The organism is Candidatus Bathyarchaeota archaeon (genome assembly GCA_018396705.1).
In the GTDB taxonomy this organism is placed as follows: Archaea; Thermoproteota; Bathyarchaeia; order Bathyarchaeales; family Bathycorpusculaceae; genus DRVP01.
Window position 1 is genome coordinate 139,551 of the sequence record JAGTQZ010000009.1, and the last position, 20,296, is coordinate 159,846.

Annotated in this window: 20 protein-coding genes, 1 other RNA gene and 1 pseudogene; 8 read left to right on the forward strand and 14 right to left on the reverse strand. The window is 45.4% G+C overall.

Going from position 1 to position 20,296, the window contains the following annotated elements:
• Positions 1 to 19: 19 nt before the first annotated feature.
• Positions 20 to 880 carry an MBL fold metallo-hydrolase gene (locus KEJ24_08870; protein MBS7647930.1) on the forward strand — a complete coding sequence of 287 codons (861 nt, stop codon included), beginning with the start codon at positions 20 to 22 and terminating at the stop codon, positions 878 to 880.
• Between the two features lie 52 nt (positions 881 to 932).
• Entirely contained in the window at positions 933 to 1,463 is a 531-nt protein-coding gene (locus KEJ24_08875; GenBank protein ID MBS7647931.1) for an inorganic diphosphatase, read from the forward strand.
• Between the two features lie 4 nt (positions 1,464 to 1,467).
• Here the strand turns inward: KEJ24_08875 and KEJ24_08880 are convergent, their stop codons facing one another.
• A complete protein-coding gene (locus KEJ24_08880; GenBank protein MBS7647932.1) occupies positions 1,468 to 3,093 on the reverse strand; it encodes a hypothetical protein in 1,626 nt (541 codons plus the stop codon).
• 316 nt (positions 3,094 to 3,409) lie between these two features.
• Positions 3,410 to 4,750, reverse strand: a complete 1,341-nt coding sequence (locus KEJ24_08885) for a hypothetical protein (GenBank protein ID MBS7647933.1) — start codon at positions 4,748 to 4,750, stop codon at positions 3,410 to 3,412.
• Between the two features lie 136 nt (positions 4,751 to 4,886).
• Between KEJ24_08885 and KEJ24_08890 the strand changes: the two genes are divergently transcribed.
• On the forward strand, positions 4,887 to 5,588 hold the full coding sequence (locus KEJ24_08890; protein MBS7647934.1) for a DUF3786 domain-containing protein: 702 nt from the start codon (positions 4,887 to 4,889) through the stop codon (positions 5,586 to 5,588).
• Positions 5,589 to 5,732: 144 nt separating this feature from the next.
• On the opposite strand, the gene guaA is transcribed toward KEJ24_08890, so the two are convergent.
• From guaA to glnA, 4 genes are all read right to left on the reverse strand, one after another.
• Positions 5,733 to 7,277 (reverse strand): glutamine-hydrolyzing GMP synthase, encoded by a 1,545-nt coding sequence (guaA, locus tag KEJ24_08895; protein MBS7647935.1) that lies wholly within the window; start codon positions 7,275 to 7,277, stop codon positions 5,733 to 5,735.
• 75 nt (positions 7,278 to 7,352) lie between these two features.
• The gene (locus tag KEJ24_08900; GenBank protein MBS7647936.1) at positions 7,353 to 7,631 is read right to left on the reverse strand and encodes an Lrp/AsnC ligand binding domain-containing protein; all 279 of its coding nucleotides are present in this window, start codon (positions 7,629 to 7,631) and stop codon (positions 7,353 to 7,355) included.
• Positions 7,632 to 7,655: 24 nt separating this feature from the next.
• Positions 7,656 to 7,889, reverse strand: a complete 234-nt coding sequence (locus KEJ24_08905) for an Lrp/AsnC ligand binding domain-containing protein (protein MBS7647937.1) — start codon at positions 7,887 to 7,889, stop codon at positions 7,656 to 7,658.
• Positions 7,890 to 7,914: 25 nt separating this feature from the next.
• Positions 7,915 to 9,378, reverse strand: coding sequence for a type I glutamate--ammonia ligase (gene glnA, locus KEJ24_08910; GenBank protein MBS7647938.1), 1,464 nt, complete (start codon positions 9,376 to 9,378; stop codon positions 7,915 to 7,917).
• Positions 9,379 to 9,516: 138 nt separating this feature from the next.
• Here glnA and KEJ24_08915 point away from each other — a divergent pair, with 138 nt between their 5' ends.
• Complete coding sequence (locus KEJ24_08915; GenBank protein ID MBS7647939.1) at positions 9,517 to 9,981, forward strand: Lrp/AsnC family transcriptional regulator; 465 nt, start codon at positions 9,517 to 9,519, stop codon at positions 9,979 to 9,981.
• A 314-nt stretch (positions 9,982 to 10,295) separates the two neighbouring features.
• Here the strand turns inward: KEJ24_08915 and KEJ24_08920 are convergent.
• From KEJ24_08920 to KEJ24_08940, 5 genes and pseudogenes are all read right to left on the reverse strand, one after another.
• Positions 10,296 to 11,753, reverse strand: a pseudogene (locus KEJ24_08920) (glycoside hydrolase family 1 protein).
• Positions 11,754 to 11,845: 92 nt separating this feature from the next.
• Positions 11,846 to 12,162: signal recognition particle sRNA (gene ffs / locus KEJ24_08925), an RNA gene on the reverse strand.
• 36 nt (positions 12,163 to 12,198) lie between these two features.
• Positions 12,199 to 12,519 carry a divalent-cation tolerance protein CutA gene (locus KEJ24_08930; GenBank protein MBS7647940.1) on the reverse strand — a complete coding sequence of 107 codons (321 nt, stop codon included), beginning with the start codon at positions 12,517 to 12,519 and terminating at the stop codon, positions 12,199 to 12,201.
• 12 nt (positions 12,520 to 12,531) lie between these two features.
• Entirely contained in the window at positions 12,532 to 13,347 is an 816-nt protein-coding gene (locus KEJ24_08935) for a hypothetical protein (protein MBS7647941.1), read from the reverse strand.
• Positions 13,344 to 14,150 carry an ATP-binding cassette domain-containing protein gene (locus KEJ24_08940; protein MBS7647942.1) on the reverse strand — a complete coding sequence of 269 codons (807 nt, stop codon included), beginning with the start codon at positions 14,148 to 14,150 and terminating at the stop codon, positions 13,344 to 13,346. The genes KEJ24_08935 and KEJ24_08940 overlap by 4 nt, the downstream gene beginning before the upstream one ends.
• 110 nt (positions 14,151 to 14,260) lie before the next feature.
• On the opposite strand from KEJ24_08940, the gene KEJ24_08945 reads away from it, so the two are divergent.
• Positions 14,261 to 15,223: a 6-phosphofructokinase gene (locus KEJ24_08945; GenBank protein ID MBS7647943.1), complete on the forward strand. Its 963-nt coding sequence runs from the start codon at positions 14,261 to 14,263 to the stop codon at positions 15,221 to 15,223.
• A gap of 11 nt (positions 15,224 to 15,234) precedes the next feature.
• On the opposite strand, the gene KEJ24_08950 is transcribed toward KEJ24_08945, so the two are convergent.
• From KEJ24_08950 to fba, 3 genes are all read right to left on the reverse strand, one after another.
• Positions 15,235 to 16,833, reverse strand: coding sequence for a restriction endonuclease (locus tag KEJ24_08950; protein MBS7647944.1), 1,599 nt, complete (start codon positions 16,831 to 16,833; stop codon positions 15,235 to 15,237).
• A gap of 109 nt (positions 16,834 to 16,942) precedes the next feature.
• The gene (locus tag KEJ24_08955; GenBank protein ID MBS7647945.1) at positions 16,943 to 17,971 is read right to left on the reverse strand and encodes a 6-phosphofructokinase; all 1,029 of its coding nucleotides are present in this window, start codon (positions 17,969 to 17,971) and stop codon (positions 16,943 to 16,945) included.
• A 12-nt stretch (positions 17,972 to 17,983) separates the two neighbouring features.
• Positions 17,984 to 18,901: a class II fructose-1,6-bisphosphate aldolase gene (gene fba, locus KEJ24_08960; GenBank protein ID MBS7647946.1), complete on the reverse strand. Its 918-nt coding sequence runs from the start codon at positions 18,899 to 18,901 to the stop codon at positions 17,984 to 17,986.
• 125 nt (positions 18,902 to 19,026) lie between these two features.
• On the opposite strand from fba, the gene KEJ24_08965 reads away from it, so the two are divergent.
• From KEJ24_08965 to KEJ24_08975, 3 genes are read left to right on the forward strand one after another with little or no spacing between them, the layout of a single operon-like run.
• Positions 19,027 to 19,608, forward strand: coding sequence for a cysteine hydrolase (locus tag KEJ24_08965; GenBank protein MBS7647947.1), 582 nt, complete (start codon positions 19,027 to 19,029; stop codon positions 19,606 to 19,608).
• An 18-nt stretch (positions 19,609 to 19,626) separates the two neighbouring features.
• Positions 19,627 to 20,106 carry an NAD(P)H-dependent oxidoreductase gene (locus KEJ24_08970; GenBank protein ID MBS7647948.1) on the forward strand — a complete coding sequence of 160 codons (480 nt, stop codon included), beginning with the start codon at positions 19,627 to 19,629 and terminating at the stop codon, positions 20,104 to 20,106.
• 1 nt (position 20,107) lies between these two features.
• Positions 20,108 to 20,275: a hypothetical protein gene (locus KEJ24_08975; protein MBS7647949.1), complete on the forward strand. Its 168-nt coding sequence runs from the start codon at positions 20,108 to 20,110 to the stop codon at positions 20,273 to 20,275.
• Positions 20,276 to 20,296 lie beyond the last annotated feature (21 nt).

The window sequence follows — 20,296 nt, forward strand, 5'->3', positions numbered from 1 at the left end:
TAGTTTCGGCGCACGTTCCATGGCGACTTTCGTGGAAACAGATAACTTAAAGGTTCTAATTGATCCGGGCGTTTCTTTGGCGCCCCTGCGTTACGGTTTAGAGCCGCATCCCCTTGAGTGGCGGAGGCTTGATGAAACATGGGAGAGCATCAAACAGTATGCTGAAGAATCCGACGTGCTTGTCGTTACACATTACCACTACGATCACCACGATCCAGACTACCCGGAACTTTATCGTGGAAAAATAGTCTTTGTCAAGCATCCAAGCCGGAACATTAACTTGAGCCAAAAGAATCGCGCCGCCTATTTTCTAGAAGCCATAAAAGGCTTGCCTAAAAAGTTAGAGATCGCGGATGGCAAAAGCTTCACGTTGGGCGAAACCACGATAACTTTTTCAAGGGCTGTTTGCCACGGCACAAACCCACGGCTAGGCTATGTGACAGAAACATGCATAGCTTGTGGCGGCGAAAAGTTTCTCCACACATCCGACGTGGAAGGCCCATCCCTTGAAGATCAAATAGCCTTCATCCTAGAACAGAAGCCAGATGTGCTCTTCGTGGATGGGCCTATGACATACATGCTGGGATACCGCTACTCCTTCCAAAGCCTAGAGACAGCCAACGCTAACTTAATCAGAGCCATCAAAAAGGGGGAATTGCACACGCTGGTTTTAGATCACCATTTCCTCCGTGACCTAAACTATAAAGTGCGAGTGAAGCCCATTTACGAAGAAGCCCAAAGACACAGTGTAAAAGTCATAACAGCCGCGGAGTTCGCTGGAAGGAAAATTGAAATGTTGGAAGCCTTGCGAAAGGAGCTTTACGCCAAATATGACATGAAAGAATTCACAGTTAAAAAGCGTCCACTGAGAGAGGAGTAGCCTCACAAAAGTCTAAATACATGTTTAAACCTCTGGCTAGAGGTGTTTATCCATGAATCTTTGGCGCGATATCCCATGCGGCGAAAAGCCTCCTGAAATCCTAAACATGATTATCGAAGTTATCAGTGGTTCAAGAGATAAATACGAGTATAATATTAAATGGGAAGCCTTTGTTTTAGACCGCATAATACCTTCCTCGGTGGTTTTTCCCGTCGAGTACGGTTTTGTTCCGCAAACATGGTTTGACGATGAAGACCCTTTGGATATTATGGCGCTTAGCTATGAGCCCCTTGAAGTAGGCTGCCTCGTAAAGGTTAGGGTTATAGGCGCATTAATAATCGAGGACGAGAAGGGCATAGACCCAAAAATATTGTCGGTGCTTGTAAACGACGCAAGGTTTGACGGCTACAAGGACATAAGCGACGTGCACCCCCACAAGCTTAGGGAAATCCAAGAATTTTTCGAAACCTACAAGCGCCTAGAGCCCCACAAGTGGGTCAAGTTTAAGGAATGGAAAAACGCCAAAGAAGCCATGAAAATCGTGGAATACGCCATAAAAAAGTTTCGGGAATCAAAGAAATAGGCGGTTAAGCAAATTTTTGACTGAAGGCCTCAAACTCCTTATCAGAAAGCCAGCCTTCGTCCTTGAGTCTCTTTAAACCCTCACCAATAGCCTCCAGCGTAGCCTCGCTTTTCAGCATGTTGGCTTTTTCTCCAGCTTCGTAGACTTCCCGGGCGAAGGCTGCATCCTTCTCTATCAATGCTGGAAGTTTTTCGAGAAGTGAACTTACAGCTCTGAACCTTGGGGTTAAGAGGTGTTTAACCTTTGCCTTGCCAAGGGCGCCTTTGAGCTTCGTAGTGAAGCCTATGCTGTTGACGGCGGAGGGTGAAAAAACCACGTAGCGCTTTTTGAGTTCTGCTTCAAAGCAAGCCATGTAAAACGGCACATATAGAAGGCTTAAGTTTTCACATTTTTGCTGGATTCCAAGGTTATTGAATCCGGCTAAATCTGCCTCTCGCATTTTCACAACGCTGTTTATTTGCTGAATTATTTTTGATGTGAGGCTTTCCAGCCGTGCCATTTCATCTTGATAGACTTGGATTTTGGCGTCTCTAGAAGCCTCAAGCTCAAGGAGATCTTTCCTTGCCTCTTTTATCCGCGTCTCCCATTCGGACCTAAGCCTAAAAGATTCCGCTTCACGGCTTTCCTCAAGCTCCCTAATTCGATCCTCGGCTTCCTCGATCTTCCGCTCTATCTCTGAAAGCTCCCTTCTAGCCTCATTAGCCTTCTCCTTCCACCTTTTCTCCCCAGCAGAGTCGCTGCTAGCAGCACAAGACTTCGCCTCTAAATTGTACTGCTCTATTTTCCTGGCAATTTGGTCTCGCATTTTCTCTAGCTTGAGTTTTTCCTTCTGCAGCGGCATCAGCTGCTTTTCAAAGTCCTTCATAAGCTTCACCCTCTGCTCCTCATACTCCTCGTTTAGACGGCTGATTTTCTGAGCCACGGCTTCTTCATGCTTTCGGATTTCCGCCTCAAACTCCTCCCTAACGGATTTTATCTTTCCACGAATGTCTTTGACAAAACCCCTCGTTGTTCTGTTCAAAAGTTTTATGCAACTATTGAGGACCGCAGCTTCCGCCTCAAAATCCACCTTGAGCCTTTCAAGCTCTTCGGTGACAGACGAAACTGCCAGTTCATCCACGTGAGGCGTTATAAAAGCTTCTCGAGCCTCCTCCGCTTCTAAGGGTTTTGCCTCCGACAAGCACTGGGCAAATTCGCCGAGAAAAACTGAGTCCACCACCAAAGCGTCTAGGACCAATGCCTTCTCCTCGGCAGGCGCTTGGAAAAAGTTCACGTGGTCGGATAGGAAAGCCATATAAGCCTCCATAGACTTGGAGCTTCTGGAGGCATTTTCGAAAAATTCTCTGAAGCCTGGAATACCCTTATATGTAATAGTGTGGGACACCTGCTTTAGTCCATCAAAAACAAGGTTTAGTCCATTCCAAGGCGCAACCCAAAAGGGATAATGGAACTCGGCTAGGAAGACGGTTTTTTCTTCGGGCTTTTTTAGGATTAAGCCACCACCCTTCACCCTCTCAAGTTCAGTGAAACAGTATATGGCGGCCTTCTCCATTTTCTTCGTGAATAATTCCTTGCGGTTTTCAGCCAGAACCGTGAACGGCAACTTTAGCCTATCAATCTTGTTAGACAAATCCTCACCATTGTAAAATTGTCCTTGTGGATTTAAATTTCTTATTAAAACCCTCAGCTTCTTCGCCTTAACAACGGAATGCCAACAGCCTTAAGGCGCTTCTCTATTCTATAGATGGAGCACAAAATATTCGCGTTAAAAAAGAAGATCGTCAAAGGCACACATAGGACACTTGTGGACAAAATTGACCGCTTGAAAATTCTGATGCAAGACTGCATGTGTTCTATGATTTCTTTCTTCATACCCCAATACTGGGAAGAAGAATGTGTAAACCGTCGACAGAAACTTTCTAGCTTTCAGCACCTCTAAATCGCTTCTAAATCTTCTCTAGGTAATCTGTTATCTTTTTCTGGAATAGGGCGTTCTTCAATAGAACGCTCTGCATTATCCATCGTTGGATTGGAATTTGGAAACGTCCTGCAATAAACTGTAGGGCTTCCTCCAGTGTTTTGAAGGTATGTGGTTTTTTACGCATAGCGTTTCTGATGTTTTCGCGAACCTGCCATACGCCTACGGGCATTATGTAGCCTGGATGCGCCTCCCGAAGCACTATGACCGTGGCTTGACGCTGCTCCTTGACAAGTTGTTCACAGACGGCTAGACGCGCCGCGTAATAGCAGCCGCCGATTTCCGCATAGGTTGTGCGCCCCTCATGTCCTTCCCAATCCGAGTACATTATGATGTTTCTGCCATGTGGGTTCCAAATGGTTCCGGGGTACCACGCCTCTATTGATTCATAGCTCCACCTGCCCGGAATCATCAAAACCTCGAAGATGTTATCCAAATAGCAGGACTCATAAACGCGGTACTCGCTTATTTCCTGGAAGGTTTTCACTTTCTCCATCAAAGCCTTAGAGATTATGCTGTCCACGGCTGTTATACTCCAGCGGGTAGGCACAAGGCGGCGGTTCCGCTCTAAGCCAAATGCACCAACGCTGAAGGCTCGCTGAATCTTTGTGACTAACACGCCTTTCCGGTAGAGTTCTAAAACAGCTTCGGCAGCCCTCAAATCCGTGTCATAGTAGGCTTTCTCAATTTGGTGGTCCCAGCTGGTGTTTCTAACTCGTAAGTCGCGTATGGGCGCGGAAGGCCCAAAGGGCTGAACCTCATCGTCTAAAAGTATGAAGCCTCTTGGCTTTTTCTTCAATAGAAGCTCCACGTCTACGGGTTTAACTGCTAGAGCCAGTTCCCGCGTCTTCTCAATGATTTTTCCGGCATCTTGAAACTTTTGCACGTGTACACGGTGTTTGCCGCGAATAAGCATTGAGCGGAAACATACAATCTCGTCAATGGATTTTCCAAACCAGTATTCCGGCAAGTCGTAAAGGCTTGTGTCCTCTTGAACTGGGGGGACCAGTGGTCCAGCATAAACGTATGGATACCCAATTCTGCCTACAAAAACGCTTGGCGGGGAAGCTCCAGCGATGTCTTCGCTTTGCAGCAATGGAACACTCTTCAAAAAATAGTTTGCCCTAACAACAATTGGGCAACGTGTTTTGCCGCAGAGAAAACGGGAACCTTTACATGCAACGCATAAACCGCTACTGGAGGCCTTAACAAAAATCTGCCCCTCATCATAACTTACGTCGGCGGCAGCGCCGGAACCTTTCAAAACCTCAAATAGCCAAATATTAGGCGAAAACCGATCTCTATGCATAGATGAAAAGCTCAAAGCTGATCAAAACAGTATAGAAAACTCCAACTCATATTTTTTCCGAAAAACATACAGCAAAGACGGAGTAAGGCTCAAATACTATAGCCTAAGAATCCTTTCACTACGCGGGAATGAAAGTATGGCGTTACGTCTGCAATTTGACTCCCAACAAAAACAGAAACTGGCAACTTTAGTTAAGGAAGCAAGTACAATAGATTCAAAACTTATTGAGAAAGCCTTTGGCGGAACCCCTTACATTAAAGGGGCTGGTTTTGAAGCGTTGATTTTAGGGATAAAATATCTCGTCAAAATCTCTAATAATAGCGCAGAAGTTTTCTACGAAGATCCTCTGGGAAAAATGGAAGATGCGACCAAGCTTATAGCATACATGATTAACACTTTAGAAAGGGTCATAGCTGGCAAAGTAGCCTCCTGCAAAGCTAACTTAATAAAAATGGGCCAGCTAAAGGGAGGAGAATCCGCCCGGCTTTACGAAAAGAGAATTACCACTTTTATAGCCACGGAGTTAGACAACTCAAACGCTTCAGGGGTTGAAAAAGCCGTCAAAAACATGGGAGGCCATTTGGTAAATCATCCAACAGCAACATGGAGCTTCGAAGTCTCCCCATTAAACGGCGTCAGGATAATCGTTGCTTACTGGCAGGGTGAGGAGGGCATACCATCAGGAGCATCAATTTTCCTCGGAGAGGAAGTCAAAGAAGTTGACATATCCATAGAAGAGCTCATGATAATTGTAGAAATAGCCATGAACCGGTTCGTCCAATTCTATAGAAAAGAAACAGGGAGAAAACCGAAACTCTACAACTCCCTATACCTCTAAGACATCAAATTATCGTAAGAATGCATGTCTGAAGTCGAGTTTTCTATGCTGGAAATTGAGATATTTAAGGTTAAACGTCTCGAAAATAGAATTGAAACCGAAATTTAATGCGTTCAGAATCCTTACGCAGGAAAAGCTTGTTATTTATTCCCATTCTATAGTTGCGGGTGGTTTGTGGGTTATGTCATAGACTACTCTTGTAACTTGCGGTATTTCATTGGTTATTTTTGTGGAGATTCTTTCTAGAAGTCTATAGGGAATTTTCGCGAAGCTTGCTGTCATGGCTTCACGGCTCTCCACAGCCCTTATAGCGACAACATAGCCATAGGCTCTCGCATCACCTTTAACACCCGTTGCCTTTGTGTCTGTTAAAACGGCGAAATATTGCCACAACTTCTCTTTTAATCCGGTTTTTTCAATTTCTTCCCTTACGATTTTGTCTGCTTTACGTGCAATCTCAACTTTCTCCTCAGTTATTTCCCCTATAATCCTTACGGCTAGGCCTGGACCTGGAAAAGGCTGTCTAAAGACGATTTCTTTAGGAAGCCCAAGCAAGGCAGCAACCTTCCTAACCTCATCCTTATACAAGTCTCGTAAGGGTTCAACGATCTTCTTAAACTTTAACCGCGTTGGAAGTCCTGCCACGTTATGATGAGTTTTTATCTTGTCTGAAAACTTTCTAAACCCAGATTCTATTCTATCGGGGTAAATTGTTCCTTGGATTAAATATTCTGCGCCAGTTTTTTCGGCTTGTTCTTCAAAAACTCGTATGAACTCTTCACCAATAATTTTCCTTTTAGCCTCCGGATCAACCACGCCCTTAAGCTTTTTTAGAAACCTTTCCTTTGCATTCACAATTACTAGGTTTATTTTAAAATCTTGAAAAGTGTTCTTGACAAATTCCGGTTCATTTTCCCTCATAAAACCGTGATCAACAAAGACCGCTGTAAGCCTATCGCCCAACGCTTTTGCAGCAATCACTGTAGCTACGCTGGAGTCTATGCCTCCGCTTAGGGCAATTATGGCCTTGCCTTCGCCAACCTCAGCTTTAACCTCTTCAACCATCCGCTCTATAACGTCTTCCATCCTCCAGTTAGCCTCACACCTACACACTTCAAAGAGAAAGTTACGAAGCATTTGCATGCCTTTCTCCGTATGCGCTACTTCTGGATGCCACTGCAAACCATAAATTGGCTTTACCTTATGCCTAAAAGCAGCGACGGGGCAATTTTCGGTATGCGCTAACACTTCATATTCATCGGGCACCGCAAAGACAGTATCACCATGACTCATCCAAACCTTTTCCCTTTTGTTTAAGCCTTTTAAAACTCCAACCGGCTTGTCAACAGTGACATATGTTGCGCCATATTCTTTTCTTTTAGCTGGCCCAACTTGTCCTCCAGCCATGTACGCTAACAATTGGTGCCCATAACACAAGCCTAAAACAGGCAATCCTAACTCCAAAACTTCCCTGTCTGGTTTAGGCCCCCCACTGTCAAAGACACTTAATGGTCCTCCTGACAAAACCAAGCCCTTGACATTGAATTTTTCGCTTAGACATCTGATTTCTTCAACTTTTATGTTGTAAGGAACTATCTCTGAGTAAACACCGTTCTCTCTTATGCGTCTTCCTATAAGATGACAATATTGACCGCCGAAGTCTAAAACCAGCACGGCATCGCACTTCAATTTTCACACCTTTGAGCGATCTTCAGCAAAACGTTGCTCTTTAAGATGTTAAGCAAAAAGGAGCGCCAAAACAGGCTAGGATGCGTTTTGGGGCGGATGGAAAATGGATATTAGAGTTTCTGTATGAACGACATTTGGATGCTGTTCCACCATCTCATAAATTATTTTCTTAAGTTCCTCGAGGCTTTCAGCTTCGATAACGATTACGGCGTCAAACCTTCCCAAAACTGAATTAGCCATTTTAACACCCTTTATCCGCCTAGACCGCACAATCTCTTCGGATGTACCAGGCTTCATGGTGACCATTACAAAGGCCCTTAAAGCTTTCTTGCGTAGATCCTTCTTTGAAGACATTACACATTACTCCTTTTGGGCATGTCAACTTGATAAGGCTAGTGAGGTTTCCGTGTGGATTATGTTTGGGTCCTTTTCGATGACCTTGTATACTATTTCGTTTATGTCTTCAAGTTTCGGTGCCTCTATGATTACTATGGCGTCGAATCTTCCGTAGATTGAGTCAGCTTGGACAACTTCCTTAACGTTGTTTTTTATTCGTTTGACAACTTCCTCTGAAGTTCCCGGTTTTGTTTTTATAAATATGTAAGCCCTCATTTTTGCTTTATCCCCCTCCATAATCTTAATAGTCTAAATATTTCATAATTTCCCAGGGTGTTACATAGAGGCAGTACTGGTTCCAGTCGTTCATTTTATATTCTATGAATGCATCGAATATATGGCTTCCTAAGGTTTGATGTATTACTTCGTCGCTTTTCATTTCCTCCAATGCATCTCTTAGTGTTGTTGGCAGTTCTTTTATTCCAAGGGCTCTCCGCCTCTCCACAGACATTTTATATACGTCTTCATCTACAGGATCACCCGGGTCAATTTTCTTTTTTACTCCATCGAGTCCTGCGGCTAATAGACACGCGAAAGCTAGATATGGATTACATGAGGGATCGACACCACGATATTCCACTCTCTTTTGGTATGCGAACTCTGGACCTTTATAGTAGACCGGGATACGCACCAGCGCTGACCTATTGCGACGGGACCACATTATGTAAATTGGCGCTTCAAAACCTGGAACCAGACGCTTGTAAGAGTTAACTGTTGGACAGCATACGGCGCTCAGAGCTCTAGCATGTTCCAGAAGCCCACCGATGAAGTACCTGCCGATCTGGCTAATCTCTGCGTATTCATCGTTTTCATCGTACATCACGTTTCTTCCGCCTTTCCATAGGGATATATGCGTATGCATTCCGCTAGCGTTGTCGAGGTAAACCGGTTTCGGCATAAAGGTGGCTATTAAACCGTATTTTTTGGCAACGTTTTTTGCTACAAACTTGTAATATATGGCTCGGTCAGCGGTTTCAACGAGAGGTCCATATTGGAAGTCTATCTCTATTTGTCCAGCTGTGGCCACTTCATGATGATGCTTTTCAATTCTGAAGCCGAAATAATCCTCTAGAATTGAAGATACTTCATTTCGGTACTGTATTGTTGTGTCTTCAGGGGGAGGCCTATAATAAGCTTCTTTCGGCCTTAGCACAAAGTTTCCAGGTGTTATTTCAGGAGACTGTGGCACAACTCTTGGAGGACCCCAAGAATCGCCCTCACCGCCTTTGGGGCTTACCCAAAGATCCCAAACAAGCTTCGTCGGATCTATAGATGCGAACACAAAGTATTCAAGTTCAGGAGCCATGAACACTTCAAAGCCTATTTCTTCAGCAGCTTTCACAGCTCTTTTTGCAACATAGCTTCTTGGACACACTTCTGAGGGGCCTCCGCCGTAGGCTTCATGTACATCACCCAAAATTATAGCGCTTCTCTGATTTTCGTTAGTTTCCCATGGCAGTATGGCCAAGGTTTTGGGGTCAGGCATGTAGGTCATGTCTGATTCATCTATGGATTTGAATCCTCTCACAGAAGAACCGTCAAACCCTAAACCTGACTTAAAGGCGTCCCCTTCAAGATACTCCCTTGCGGGCACAATCATGTCCTGTAAAAGCCCTCGTATGTCAACGAAAGCTGAATGAACCCAACGTACCTTATGTGCTTTCAAAAGCTCCAAGGCTCTCTCGACATCCTCGCTCCTTTTCATGCTAATACACCATTTAGGGCTCCGTATATTTTATTTCACAAACATATAAATGTTTTCTAATTGATAGAAAAATATTTATATTTTTTTTAATTTGATGAATAATTGTTCAGCAGCAAACGCCTAGGCGATGAAAACAGCATGACCGAGCAACTGGATGATTTGGATTTTAAGATTCTTACTTTGTTACAGGAAGATTCAAGGCTTTCCTATAACAAAATTGCAGACAAGCTTGGAATATCAGTTGGCACAGCGTACAACCGAGTTAAAAGTCTAGAGGAAAAAGGGGTGTTAAAAAGATACACAATTCTAGTCGATCCAAACAAAATCGGTTATAACTTAACAGCGCTCATACTAATTCAAGCTGAGGGGAAACATCTTATAGACGTTGAAAATGAAATCGCAAAAATGGGCAACATAATATCTGTTTACGATATAACAGGAGATTTCGATATTGCCGTAATCGCAAGATTCAGGGATAGGGATGGTTTAAACCAGTTCATAAAAAGCTTGCTGAGCTTACCCTACGTGAAAAGAACAGTGACTAATGTAGTTTTAAACGTTGTTAAAGAAGACTTCAGACTGAAAATTTACAATTTCGTATGAGGCTTTGTAAAGCCTCAAGCTCAAAAGCCTAGAATTTCTAAATAACCAGCCATGAGCTTTGGTTGGTGACAAGACCGTTGGCTTGCCATGAAACCATTTTAGTGTAGATGACTGAAAATGGTGGAGTGGCACAGCTTATTTTCTATACCCCTCTCTATACATTGATTCTGTGGATGGCAAACAGTTGGTAAGTCCTTTTTAGTTTTGCGATATGTATGGAATTATACCGATACCTGATATACGATTTCCTAATAGAAGGATTTCACAGTTAAAAAGAATGGTTCAGCTTTAACAATCAAAACAAGCTTCATATTCTAGATTTTCAGCTCCTCAATTATTTGCTTGTATGTTTTTATGCTTTTTCTTGCAATTCGCTTTTTTGTCTGGAGGTCTACGTCGTATAAGCCGAATTTCATTTTGAAGCCCTTAGCCCACTCGTAGTTGTCAGTTAAGGCCCAGTGGAAATAGCCTCGGACGTCCAATTTTTCCTCTTTGACGGCTTTTTCTAAAACCGCCGTGTGGTCTTCCAAGAATTTTGGTCTAAGCTTGTCCTCAGCATCCGCCAAGCCATTTTCCGTCACATAGAGCGGTTTGCCAAACTTTGCCATAGCCCTTAAGGCTTCAAGTAGTCCTTCTGGATAAATTTCCCAACCAGTATCCGACGTGGGGTTTCCGGCGGTGGACATGCTGTTGGGTTGGCATCCAAAACCGTAGCCGGGCACAATTTCTGGAACGGCTGGGATTCCGGCGAAAAGCCTAGCCAAAAAGTTGCGTTTTCCGCGGATGACAAACCGCGTGTAATAGTTTGCGCCAAGCCAGTCAAGTCGCTGTCCTAAATAGGCTTTAACTTCACTTTTCTCTCTCGCGCCGTTAAAGTTTTCATCCAGCCAACCCTCAGTCAGCGCCCTAGGAAAGAGTTGATTGTGCATGTTATCCATAAACCTCGCCGCGTCCACGTCAAGCCTCTCGCCGGCATTAAGCGGCTGGGCTGGGATAACATTGTGGATTAAGCCAACCCAAGCCGAGGCTGGACTGTCGCTGTCCGCCCTAACAGTGTCAAATCTTTTTATGGCGTCATATGCCCGGGCGTGAGCCACAGCCAAGTTTCTCGCAGCCTTTTTAACCGCTTTAAAGCTGCTTACTCCCGGCGGAAAACCAGACTCCGGAATCATATAGCCAGCTTCGCACACAGCCATAGGCTCATTGAAGGTCGCCCAGCAATCCACCAAGTCGCCGAGCCGCCAAGCCACATAAGCCGCATACTTAACAAACTCAACTATGTGGGTTTTGTCAAGCCACCCCCTTGGACCTTTCCGGAGTCTCGTAGCCCGCGCAATTATTGGGTTGTGAATCCATAGGGGAAGCGTGAAATGGTTTAGGCAGACGAAAACTTTGAAGCCCCTCGCCCTCAAATCTTCAATAATAAGCCTGTAATGGTTCAACGCATCTTTATCCGCCAGCCCATCCAACTTTTCAAGGGCTTTGTCGTCTATTGATATGTTTGCGATGTTGCCATCCGAAGCCCTTTCCACGCCAACCTCGACGGCGGCGGTGCTTTTGGGAAAGAGTCTACTCCACTCCAAGCCAATCCTGTAGGCGTTTAAGCCAAGCCGCCTCGCAAGCTCATGGTCCTTCGCATACAAGTGCCAATAATCTATGCCATTTTCCGGCAAATCGCCGCTTACAACGCCCCGCCTAATGTTTTCGGCGTCATGAACCCAAACAAATCAGTCTGTGTTGGCGTCAACGCTTTTGCCAGATGGGTTGCCCATCTCAAACTGAAAACCGCTGGAGGAAACACCCCACAAAAACTCGCCCTTCAAACCCAAACATTACCACTCCACACAGCCAAAGCCGAAAGCGGCGGTGGGTCACTGAGGTTCGACGCCCAGAATCCGCCCACCCCCTCAAACCCTACACTCGCACCCGCACCCCCTTGAGCGCCGAACGTCCAGGCTTAGGTTGCTCCCTCCCGGGCCTAGCCAGGTTCACCCAGCAAACACCGTGGCAAGCCTCCCTACGGAGGCCGCCCGGCGACCGCCGACCCCAAGGGACGGATGGTCACCGCTTCGGAAGAGAGGGGGGTTGGGCGGCCACAGGCGCCTCAGCCTCAGCTTTCGGCCCGTCATATAGGGGGTTTACGGTACAGGGGACCCCTAGCCCCCCGCCTAAGACCCACCGCCAAAATGAAAATGGGATGACAAAAACTATAAAGCTTTACCCTAGGCTTTCGTCTAGCCATTTCAAGTAGTCTTTTGAGCCTTCTATTATTGGCAGGGCGATTATTTCTGGGGTTTGGTAGCTGTGGAGGGCTTTCACCCTTTCAGCAACCTTTGCAAACAAATCCTTCCTAGTCTTCATGAGAATCAAGTATTCTTGGGTTATGTCGATTTTGCCTTGCCACCAGAAAAGCGAATGCACCAGGCCGACTATGTTGGCGCACGCGATCAGCCGCTCCTCAAGCAGCTTCCGGGCGATTTTTTCGGCTTCGTCCTTGCTGGATGCTGTTACAAGCATGATTATGTACTGTTTTTTCATGATTTTTCGCCTTTAAGCCGTCCTTATTTCTTCTATGCTTATTCCCCTCATCTTTCTTAATAGGAGGATGTTAAGCGCCATGAGAATTATTGACCATGCTATGAGGGATGCAAGCGCTATGTTTACGTCGACCAGTGTGCGGTTGTTCTGCGCCATTGAGGTTAGATTGCCCGTTGGAGGAGCTTTTCCGGAAAGGTAGTAGTAGCATGTTGAAACTATACAGTTAAATGGAGACACATACGCTAGGTTTCCGAAGTCCACCCATAGCGCCGCATAAGCTGTGAAGGCAAATATGAGGGGCAGGAAGAAGATGAAGGAAGACGACTTCGGCGACCTTAAAACAACGACTACAGCGTTTAGGAAGAGAGCCAGCGCATAGATGAACACTGCGCCCAGAAGTATGCTGAGAAAGAGCCCGGCAGGGTTGGCTGGCAGTATGGTGAATCCGAATTTGGCATGGAATACGCCTACCACGGAAAGGAACATTATTGCGGAAATTGTTAAGAGGACGATCAAGGCTGATGCGAAGTTCTCCGTTAGGAAGCGTGTGGGCGAAAGCCTAGTGTACTTGGTTACATATCGTATTGATTTTGACCCGTATAGGAGCGTCGACGCTATGGTTATGGCTGCTCCAGACAGGGAGAGCATAAGAAGGTTTCCGTAGGCTGAAGCCATGTAAAGTCTTACGGTCTCCTCCATTTGTGGTATATAGTTTCCGAAGACGTATGCCCACATGAAAACCCAGAATTCGATGAATAGGATTGACCAGAAAATTAGGTACGGGTTTGTTAGGAGGTGTTTGGCGTTCATCCAAAGATACTTTGTCAAGTCTTCAGTCCCTCCGCTATCTCGTACATTTTGTCTAGGTTTTCGAGGCTGGTTAGCAGCTTGCCCTTACCTTTTCCCTTGATTATGCTTACGGTTTTTCCTGAAAGGCTAAGCCTGAGCAGAGAGCCGGGCTCTTCAGCCATGGATATTCTGGCATTTAAAAGGTCCTTAACTGTTAGGGGTCCATAGAGAATTCCTTCAAACATTAGGAAGGCCTCCCAGTCTTGCAGGTTTTTCAGCAACCATGTTTCATGGGTGTTAATGAGAACCACACCCTCATACTCGTTTAGGTAGTTAACCATCCTCCCCTTGCGGGCTGGGTCAAGCTCTTCGAAGGGTTCGTCGAGCAAAACGTGCCTAGCCTTCATTGCTAGTGCAAGGGCTGTGCAAAATATTTTTGCTTGTCCAGAGGATAGTTCCCCAAGCTTCCTCTTTTTAAGGAAATCGGGGGTTATGCCGAAGTCCTCTATTATTTTGAGGGCAAGCTGCGGGTCTCCTTCGGCCAAGTCTGTGTACAGTCTTATCAGGTCGAAGGCTTTAGCATCTATAAGAGTGTAGATGTCTTGGAAGTTTGCTGAAACAACTCCTTTTGTGGCGTAAATTTCTTCGATGGGCTTTTCGTCTATCAAGATTTTTCCGGACTTTATGTTGGTTAAGCCGCATATAGCCCTAAAAAGGGTGGTTTTGCCCGACCCGTTCGGCCCCAAAATTAGGGATTTTCCCTTAAAAGTTCCGTTGACTCCTTTTAGGACTGGTTCTTGGCGCCATCTGTAGGTCACATGGAGATTTTGGCAAACAATCATATCAATGCAAATTTATCTACGGATGCAACTATTTGAAAATTTTGCAGGTCACATGTGCAAAATCTTTTACCGATGGCAGCAGAGACTTCTAACATTGGCGTGGTTGCAAAATGAAAACTATAGGCGTGGTTACAAGCGGCGGTGATGCGCCGGGTATGAATGCGGCTATAAGGGCGATTACGCGTTTAGCGTATGCCAGTGGCTTTCAGGTTTTGGGTTTTGAGCGGGGCTGGGAAGGATTGATACAGAACCGTTTTAGGCGTTTGGACCCGCGTTCTGTAGGCGGCATAATCCAGTTGGGCGGCACCATCCTTTTGACTTCCCGGTGTCCAGAGTTTAAAACGCTTGAAGGCGTTAGGAAAGCCGCTCAAAATTTGGCGGCTAATAAGGTGGATGGACTTGTGGTTATTGGCGGCGACGGCTCTTTCCGGGGCGCCTATGAGCTTAGCCGTGAAACAGACACGCTTATTGTTGGGGTGCCAGCCACCATAGACAACGACGTTTATGGCACAGACGAAACCATAGGGTTTGACACGGCTGTGAATACGGCGGTGGCGGAAATAGACAAAATCCGGGATACGGCGATATCCCATGAAAGAGTCTTCGTCGTGGAAGTCATGGGCAGAAAACGGGGCTTTCTGGCTTTGGCTGTAGGCTTAACCGTCGGCGCCGAAGTAATTCTCGTGCCAGAAGTGCCCCTAAACATGGAAGAAGTCTACAAAACCATAAGGGAGAACGCCGCCAAGGGAAAGCGATCCGGCATAATTGTGGCGGCTGAAGGCGTAGGCGACACAAGAAAAATAGCTAAAGACATAGAGGAAAACACCGGCGCAGAAGTCCGCCTAAGCATAGTAGGCTATGCGCAAAGAGGCGGAAGTCCAACAGCCAGAAGCCGCCTACTGGCAAGTCTATTCGCAGAAGAAGCCGTACACTTGATAACACAAGGAGTTGGAAACCGCGTGGTTGGACTGCAGAAAGGCACAATCACAAACATAGGCCTAGAAACATCATGCAAAAACCAAAAACCATTAAACCTAAGACTCTTAGAGCTAGCGAAAACACTAGCAACATAGGAATTGAATTATTATTCGGGCTGGCATTTCTTGCAGAATATCTTTTTCCTTATTAATCCAACCTTTGTTGTACAGTCGGGGCAGACAGACTTCCCGCAGTTATTGCAAACTTGTGCATGTTTTTTACTGTAAGTTTTTCCACAAATGGGACATATTAGCTTGCAATCCTCACAGATGACCGAACCGCAAACGGTACATGTTGACAAATTGTGGTCTTTACAATAAATTCTTTCACAACCTTCACATCGAACGCCATCATCTTCGCATAGCCACTTCCCGCAAATTGCACACTGAAACACGTGGGCATCACACAGTGCTAACCCGCAAACCTCGCAAATGGCAAATGTTTCTTTTTTAAGAAGACCTATGTGTTTTGGACAGTATTTTAATGTATCCTCTAAAACTGTTCCAGAAAACGCAAGTACTTCTCTAGAGTATATCTTATTATTTGGCGCCTCGAAAGTAATGTCCCATCGTGGGACGAAAACTAGAGTTCTACCTTTTATGTTGATGTTTTTAACTTTGGGAACATATGTTTTCGTTTTTACTTCTGGGAAAAAGTCATCTCCACTTGTCTTTGGTGTATATCGAATGACCTCTGTGTTTTTCTGGACTATGTATTCTAATGCTGACTTGTTAATTGAGCGATAACTAATAGAGGGTTGCAAAACTCTCACTTTGTAGCTTTCTCCAGCTCTCACCTCGTATTCCTTAATAGAGACGCTGTTCTCCAATTCCTCCATCAGTTTTTTATTCCGCTTGCTTTCTTCACGTTCTTCTTTTGATACAACAGTCTTTAAAGCCTTTGTAATCGTTTGAACGCCTTTAATAGGAGCAGGATTCAGAACAGTACCATCTAAACCATCAATTAAAACTTTACCCGAATCCCTAAATGTGTGAACCTTTTTTGTTGGATCCTTAACCTTAGCGAAGTAGGAGTAAGCAATGACATAATAAGGATGATAAGACAACATCCCATAGGCTTTAATTTTCTCTTTGTTTTGCAACCCTATTTTAGAAGCGTCTAAAAAGTTGACCTTTAAAGGAAGTGCGTTTTTAATCATGATGCCTTTTTCAACACTGACATATTCTGCTCTACCCATGTTGATAGCCCAAAATTCTTCTTTAAGGAAATCTGTATCCCACCTATCGATGTTATAATAGTCCGCATATTTTTCTGCCTCTTCAGTGAATCCACCGGGATAAGCTACGAAAATCCCGTGCCACTGCGGTCCTAAATCTTTAAGTTTTGCCCAAAACTTTTCAATTTCATCTACACCCACGGGATTCTTCCAGTTTTTGCATTCAACCGCAATTATCTTATTGCCTTTGGTTGCAATAATATCAATTTCCTTTTCCGCACCGCTGATACCTTTCATTCGCACTCTACGTTGAGTATGGTATCCCTTGCTCGCCAGTATTTTTTCTACGCACTCTTCGAGTTTTTCACCAAGTTCATGAATCGTAGCTTGCACTCTTGCTTCTTCATACTCGTTCACTTGCATAGGGATTTCTCCCCGACGCTTTCTAAGGTCTGTGCCACAATTAGGACAAAAATTCGGATTTGGAACTCCAAGTTTTGTGCCACAGTTTGGGCAAAAGTTAGACACTTTCTATTCCCAAAAGACTTTAACGTCTAGGAATATTTAAAATTAAAGCACAAGCACGCCTTACTAAACTCATGTCAGCTTCATGTAATCATTTATAAAACTACCTTGTTTAGCCGAAGAATGTGGTGGCTATGTTGTAGAGTTCTAGGTCTACTGTTTTTCTTTTGCCCACCACGTCTTTAAGCGGCACTGGCACAATGCGTTTTCCTTGGAGGGCTGGCATGTAGCCAAACTTTCCTTCGTGGGCGTAGTCTATGGCTGCTACGCCGAAGCGGGTGGCTAGTATGCGGTCGAAGGCTGTTGGCGAACCGCCCCGCTGCAAGTGGCCCAGCACGACCACGCGGGTTTCTATGCCTGTGCGCTGTTCTATCTCCTTAGCCAAATAGTAGCCGACTCCGCCTAGGCTTATGTGGCCGAACTCGTCTATGCGTTCGCTGTAAACGATTTCTTTGCCGCCTTTTGGTTTAGCGCCTTCCGCCACCACGATGAGGCTGAAGTTTCTGCCCCGCCGCTGTCGGCTTCGGATGTGCTCGCAGACCTCTTCTATATCAAAGGGCTTTTCTGGAATTAGTATGGCGTCGGCTCCGCCAGCAAGCCCCGCGTATAGGGCGATATGCCCCGTATAGCGGCCCATGACTTCTAGGACTATGACGCGGTTGTGGGCTTCAGCCGTGCTATGCAGTCGGTCAAGGGCTTCCGTGGCTATGGAAACAGCCGTGTGAAACCCAAAAGTGTAGTCTGTTCCGACTAGGTCATTGTCGATTGTTTTAGGAACGCCTACACATTTGAGTCCGTAATCCGCCATCTTGTGGGCAACGCTTAAAGTGTCGTCTCCGCCTATGGCGATAACCGCGTCCAAACCAGCCTTCTGGGCGTTTTCCATCATCTGCTCCGGACCCTTCTCCCGCTTGAAAGGATTTGTTCTTGAAGTGCCAAGGATGGAGCCTCCACGGTAGAGAATCCCAGCAACTGCGTTCAAGTCTAATGGTGTAAAGCTTCCCTCTAGAAGGCCGCGCCACCCGTCTTTTATACCTAATATCTCATCGTTATAAATTTGAATTCCACGCCTTACAACGGCTCTTATAACGGCGTTTATGCCCGGAGCGTCTCCCCCTCCGCTTAAAACACCAACCCTCATCCCGCCACCATCCTACGCCCTTCCGGAACTCCCAAACAAACGGATTTTAGCCTTAACCACCTCTTTCATGGCTTCCTTCGCCGGCCCAAGGATTTTTCTGGGGTCGAACTCTTTTGGCGAGTTTGCCAAAACCTCGCGGACTGTGGCAGTAAAAGCCAACCGCAAGTCTGTATCAATGTTTATCTTATTTATGCCAAGCGCAATCGCCCTTCTAATGTGATCCTCCGGAATGCCCTTAGCTCCAGCTAACTCTGCCCCATACCTTGCTGCTTTTTCTATTATCCATTGGGGAACGCTGGAGGCCCCATGCAACACCAGCGGCACATCAATTCTTTCACGGATAAGCCTAAGCCTTTCAAAGTCCAGTTGGGGTTCGCCCTTAAACTTGTAGGCGCCATGAGAGGTTCCTATAGAAACTGCCAAAGCATCCACGCCTGTACGCTTAACAAACTCCTCCGCCTCACTTGGATCTGTTAGAACAGCCTTCCGCTCTTCAACGGTCTTTTCCTCGACACCCGCAAGTCTTCCAAGCTCACCTTCAACCGAAACTCCCCGCGCGTGGGCAATTTCAACCACACGTCTTGTTAAGGCAACGTTATCCTCAAAGGGCAAATGTGAACCGTCAATCATGACCGAAGTGAAACCGGCCTCCAGACACTTACAGACGGTTTCAACGTCTTCACCGTGGTCCAAGTGAAGCGACATGGGCACCGACGCGTTCTCAGCTGCAATTTTAACAAGCATTGCTAAATATCTTAGCCCACCATATTTTATTGCACTTGGAGTAACAGCCACAATAACCGGTGACCGCTCTTCAACAGCAGCCTCTACAACAGCAAGTAGGCTCTCAAGGTTTTGAATGTTGAAGGCGCCTACCGCGTAAGCCTCCCTTCTAGCGGCTAACAGCAATTCCTTATTTGTAACAAGCATATAATTCCACTAACAGTAATATTGCTGTTAATCATTTATATAATTGTTTAATTGCTGAAAATCTCTACCCGCAAAACATCAAGGCGAGGAAAACAATAAATCCCCCTCTTTAAAAAGTTTTAATCATGTCAGAAAGAATGGCTGTTATAATAATCGATATGTTGAATGATTTCGTAACCGGCGATTTAAAGTGTGAAAGGGCAAAGTATATTATCCCGAATCTGAAGAGGCTGGTGGAGGCTGCACGCAAAAACGGTGTTCCAGTAATCTACTGTAACGATGCCCACTATCCTAACGATTTTGAAGTTGTAAATCGGTGGGGGAAACATGCCATAAAAGGCACGCAAGGCGCTGAGGTTATTCCGGAGCTTAAGCCGACCGACAAAGACTTTATTGTAGAGAAACGAGTCTACAGCGGCTTTTACGAGACCGGTTTGGATCCGCTTTTGAGAAGCCTATATGATGGTGAAGGCGTGAAAACCGTGATTTTGGGCGGGTTACACACGCATATATGTGTACGACATACAGCTGCCGACGCCTTTTTCAGAGGCTACAGAATAATAGTTGCAAAGGATGGAGTGGAATCATTCACACAAGAAGATCATGAGCAAGGCTTGCGCTATTTAGAGTACGTTTACAACGCAAAACTGATGACCGTAGACGAAATAATAAAGGAAATAGAAAGAAGCGGAAAAAATAATTGCTGAGGCAAACGGTGTTTTGTTATGGCGAGGATTCTAATAGTCTACGATTCGAAAACCGGGAACACGGAGAAGATGGCTTTCGCAGTGGCTGAAGGAGCAAAACAAGTAAAGGGTGTTGACGTGGTCGTCAAACGGGTTGAACAAACGAGTTTGGATGATTTGCTGGCAGCAGACGGTATAATAATGGGTTCACCCACATATTATGGACAAATGTCCTCAAAGCTCAAAGCTTTGATAGATGAGTCTGTGAAAATTCACGGCAAACTTGAAGGCAAAGTAGGCGCAGCCTTCACAAGCTCGGGCGGAACAGTCACAGGCGCCGAAACAACGTTGCTATCCATATTAAACGCCATGATAATTCACGGCATGATTGTTCAAGGAAGAGCTGACGACAAACATTACGGCGCGGCAGCTGTGGAAACCCCGGACGAAGAAGAACTTGAATACTGCCGCGAACTTGGAAAAAGAACAGCCACTCTAGTCAAAAAATTGAAACATTAAATTGGAAATACCCAGATCAATAAAATCAAAATACTATTGTAAGCTTTTTGAAAACGGGTTGCAATTTGAGGAAATATTTGGCTCCGCCCACCTATGGTGGAAGGGCATTTATCAAGCTTCCGTCGACAAGGAGCTTGAAAGAGTGCTAGACGAAATACTACTATCATAAGTTAAAGCTTGCTGAGCATCA

Bases quoted from the DNA above. Each gene is read 5' to 3' on its own strand.
- KEJ24_08870 (MBS7647930.1), top strand. From the start codon at position 20: ATGGCGACTTTCGTGGAAACAGATAACTTAAAGGTTCTAATTGATCCG.
- KEJ24_08875 (MBS7647931.1), top strand. From the start codon at position 933: ATGAATCTTTGGCGCGATATCCCATGCGGCGAAAAGCCTCCTGAAATC.
- KEJ24_08885 (MBS7647933.1), bottom strand. From the start codon at position 4,750: ATGCATAGAGATCGGTTTTCGCCTAATATTTGGCTATTTGAGGTTTTG.
- KEJ24_08890 (MBS7647934.1), top strand. From the start codon at position 4,887: ATGGCGTTACGTCTGCAATTTGACTCCCAACAAAAACAGAAACTGGCA.
- KEJ24_08900 (MBS7647936.1), bottom strand. From the start codon at position 7,631: ATGTCTTCAAAGAAGGATCTACGCAAGAAAGCTTTAAGGGCCTTTGTA.
- KEJ24_08905 (MBS7647937.1), bottom strand. From the start codon at position 7,889: ATGAGGGCTTACATATTTATAAAAACAAAACCGGGAACTTCAGAGGAA.
- glnA (MBS7647938.1), bottom strand. From the start codon at position 9,378: ATGAAAAGGAGCGAGGATGTCGAGAGAGCCTTGGAGCTTTTGAAAGCA.
- KEJ24_08915 (MBS7647939.1), top strand. From the start codon at position 9,517: ATGACCGAGCAACTGGATGATTTGGATTTTAAGATTCTTACTTTGTTA.
- KEJ24_08930 (MBS7647940.1), bottom strand. From the start codon at position 12,519: ATGAAAAAACAGTACATAATCATGCTTGTAACAGCATCCAGCAAGGAC.
- KEJ24_08940 (MBS7647942.1), bottom strand. From the start codon at position 14,150: ATGATTGTTTGCCAAAATCTCCATGTGACCTACAGATGGCGCCAAGAA.
- KEJ24_08945 (MBS7647943.1), top strand. From the start codon at position 14,261: ATGAAAACTATAGGCGTGGTTACAAGCGGCGGTGATGCGCCGGGTATG.
- KEJ24_08955 (MBS7647945.1), bottom strand. From the start codon at position 17,971: ATGAGGGTTGGTGTTTTAAGCGGAGGGGGAGACGCTCCGGGCATAAAC.
- fba (MBS7647946.1), bottom strand. From the start codon at position 18,901: ATGCTTGTTACAAATAAGGAATTGCTGTTAGCCGCTAGAAGGGAGGCT.
- KEJ24_08965 (MBS7647947.1), top strand. From the start codon at position 19,027: ATGTCAGAAAGAATGGCTGTTATAATAATCGATATGTTGAATGATTTC.
- KEJ24_08970 (MBS7647948.1), top strand. From the start codon at position 19,627: ATGGCGAGGATTCTAATAGTCTACGATTCGAAAACCGGGAACACGGAG.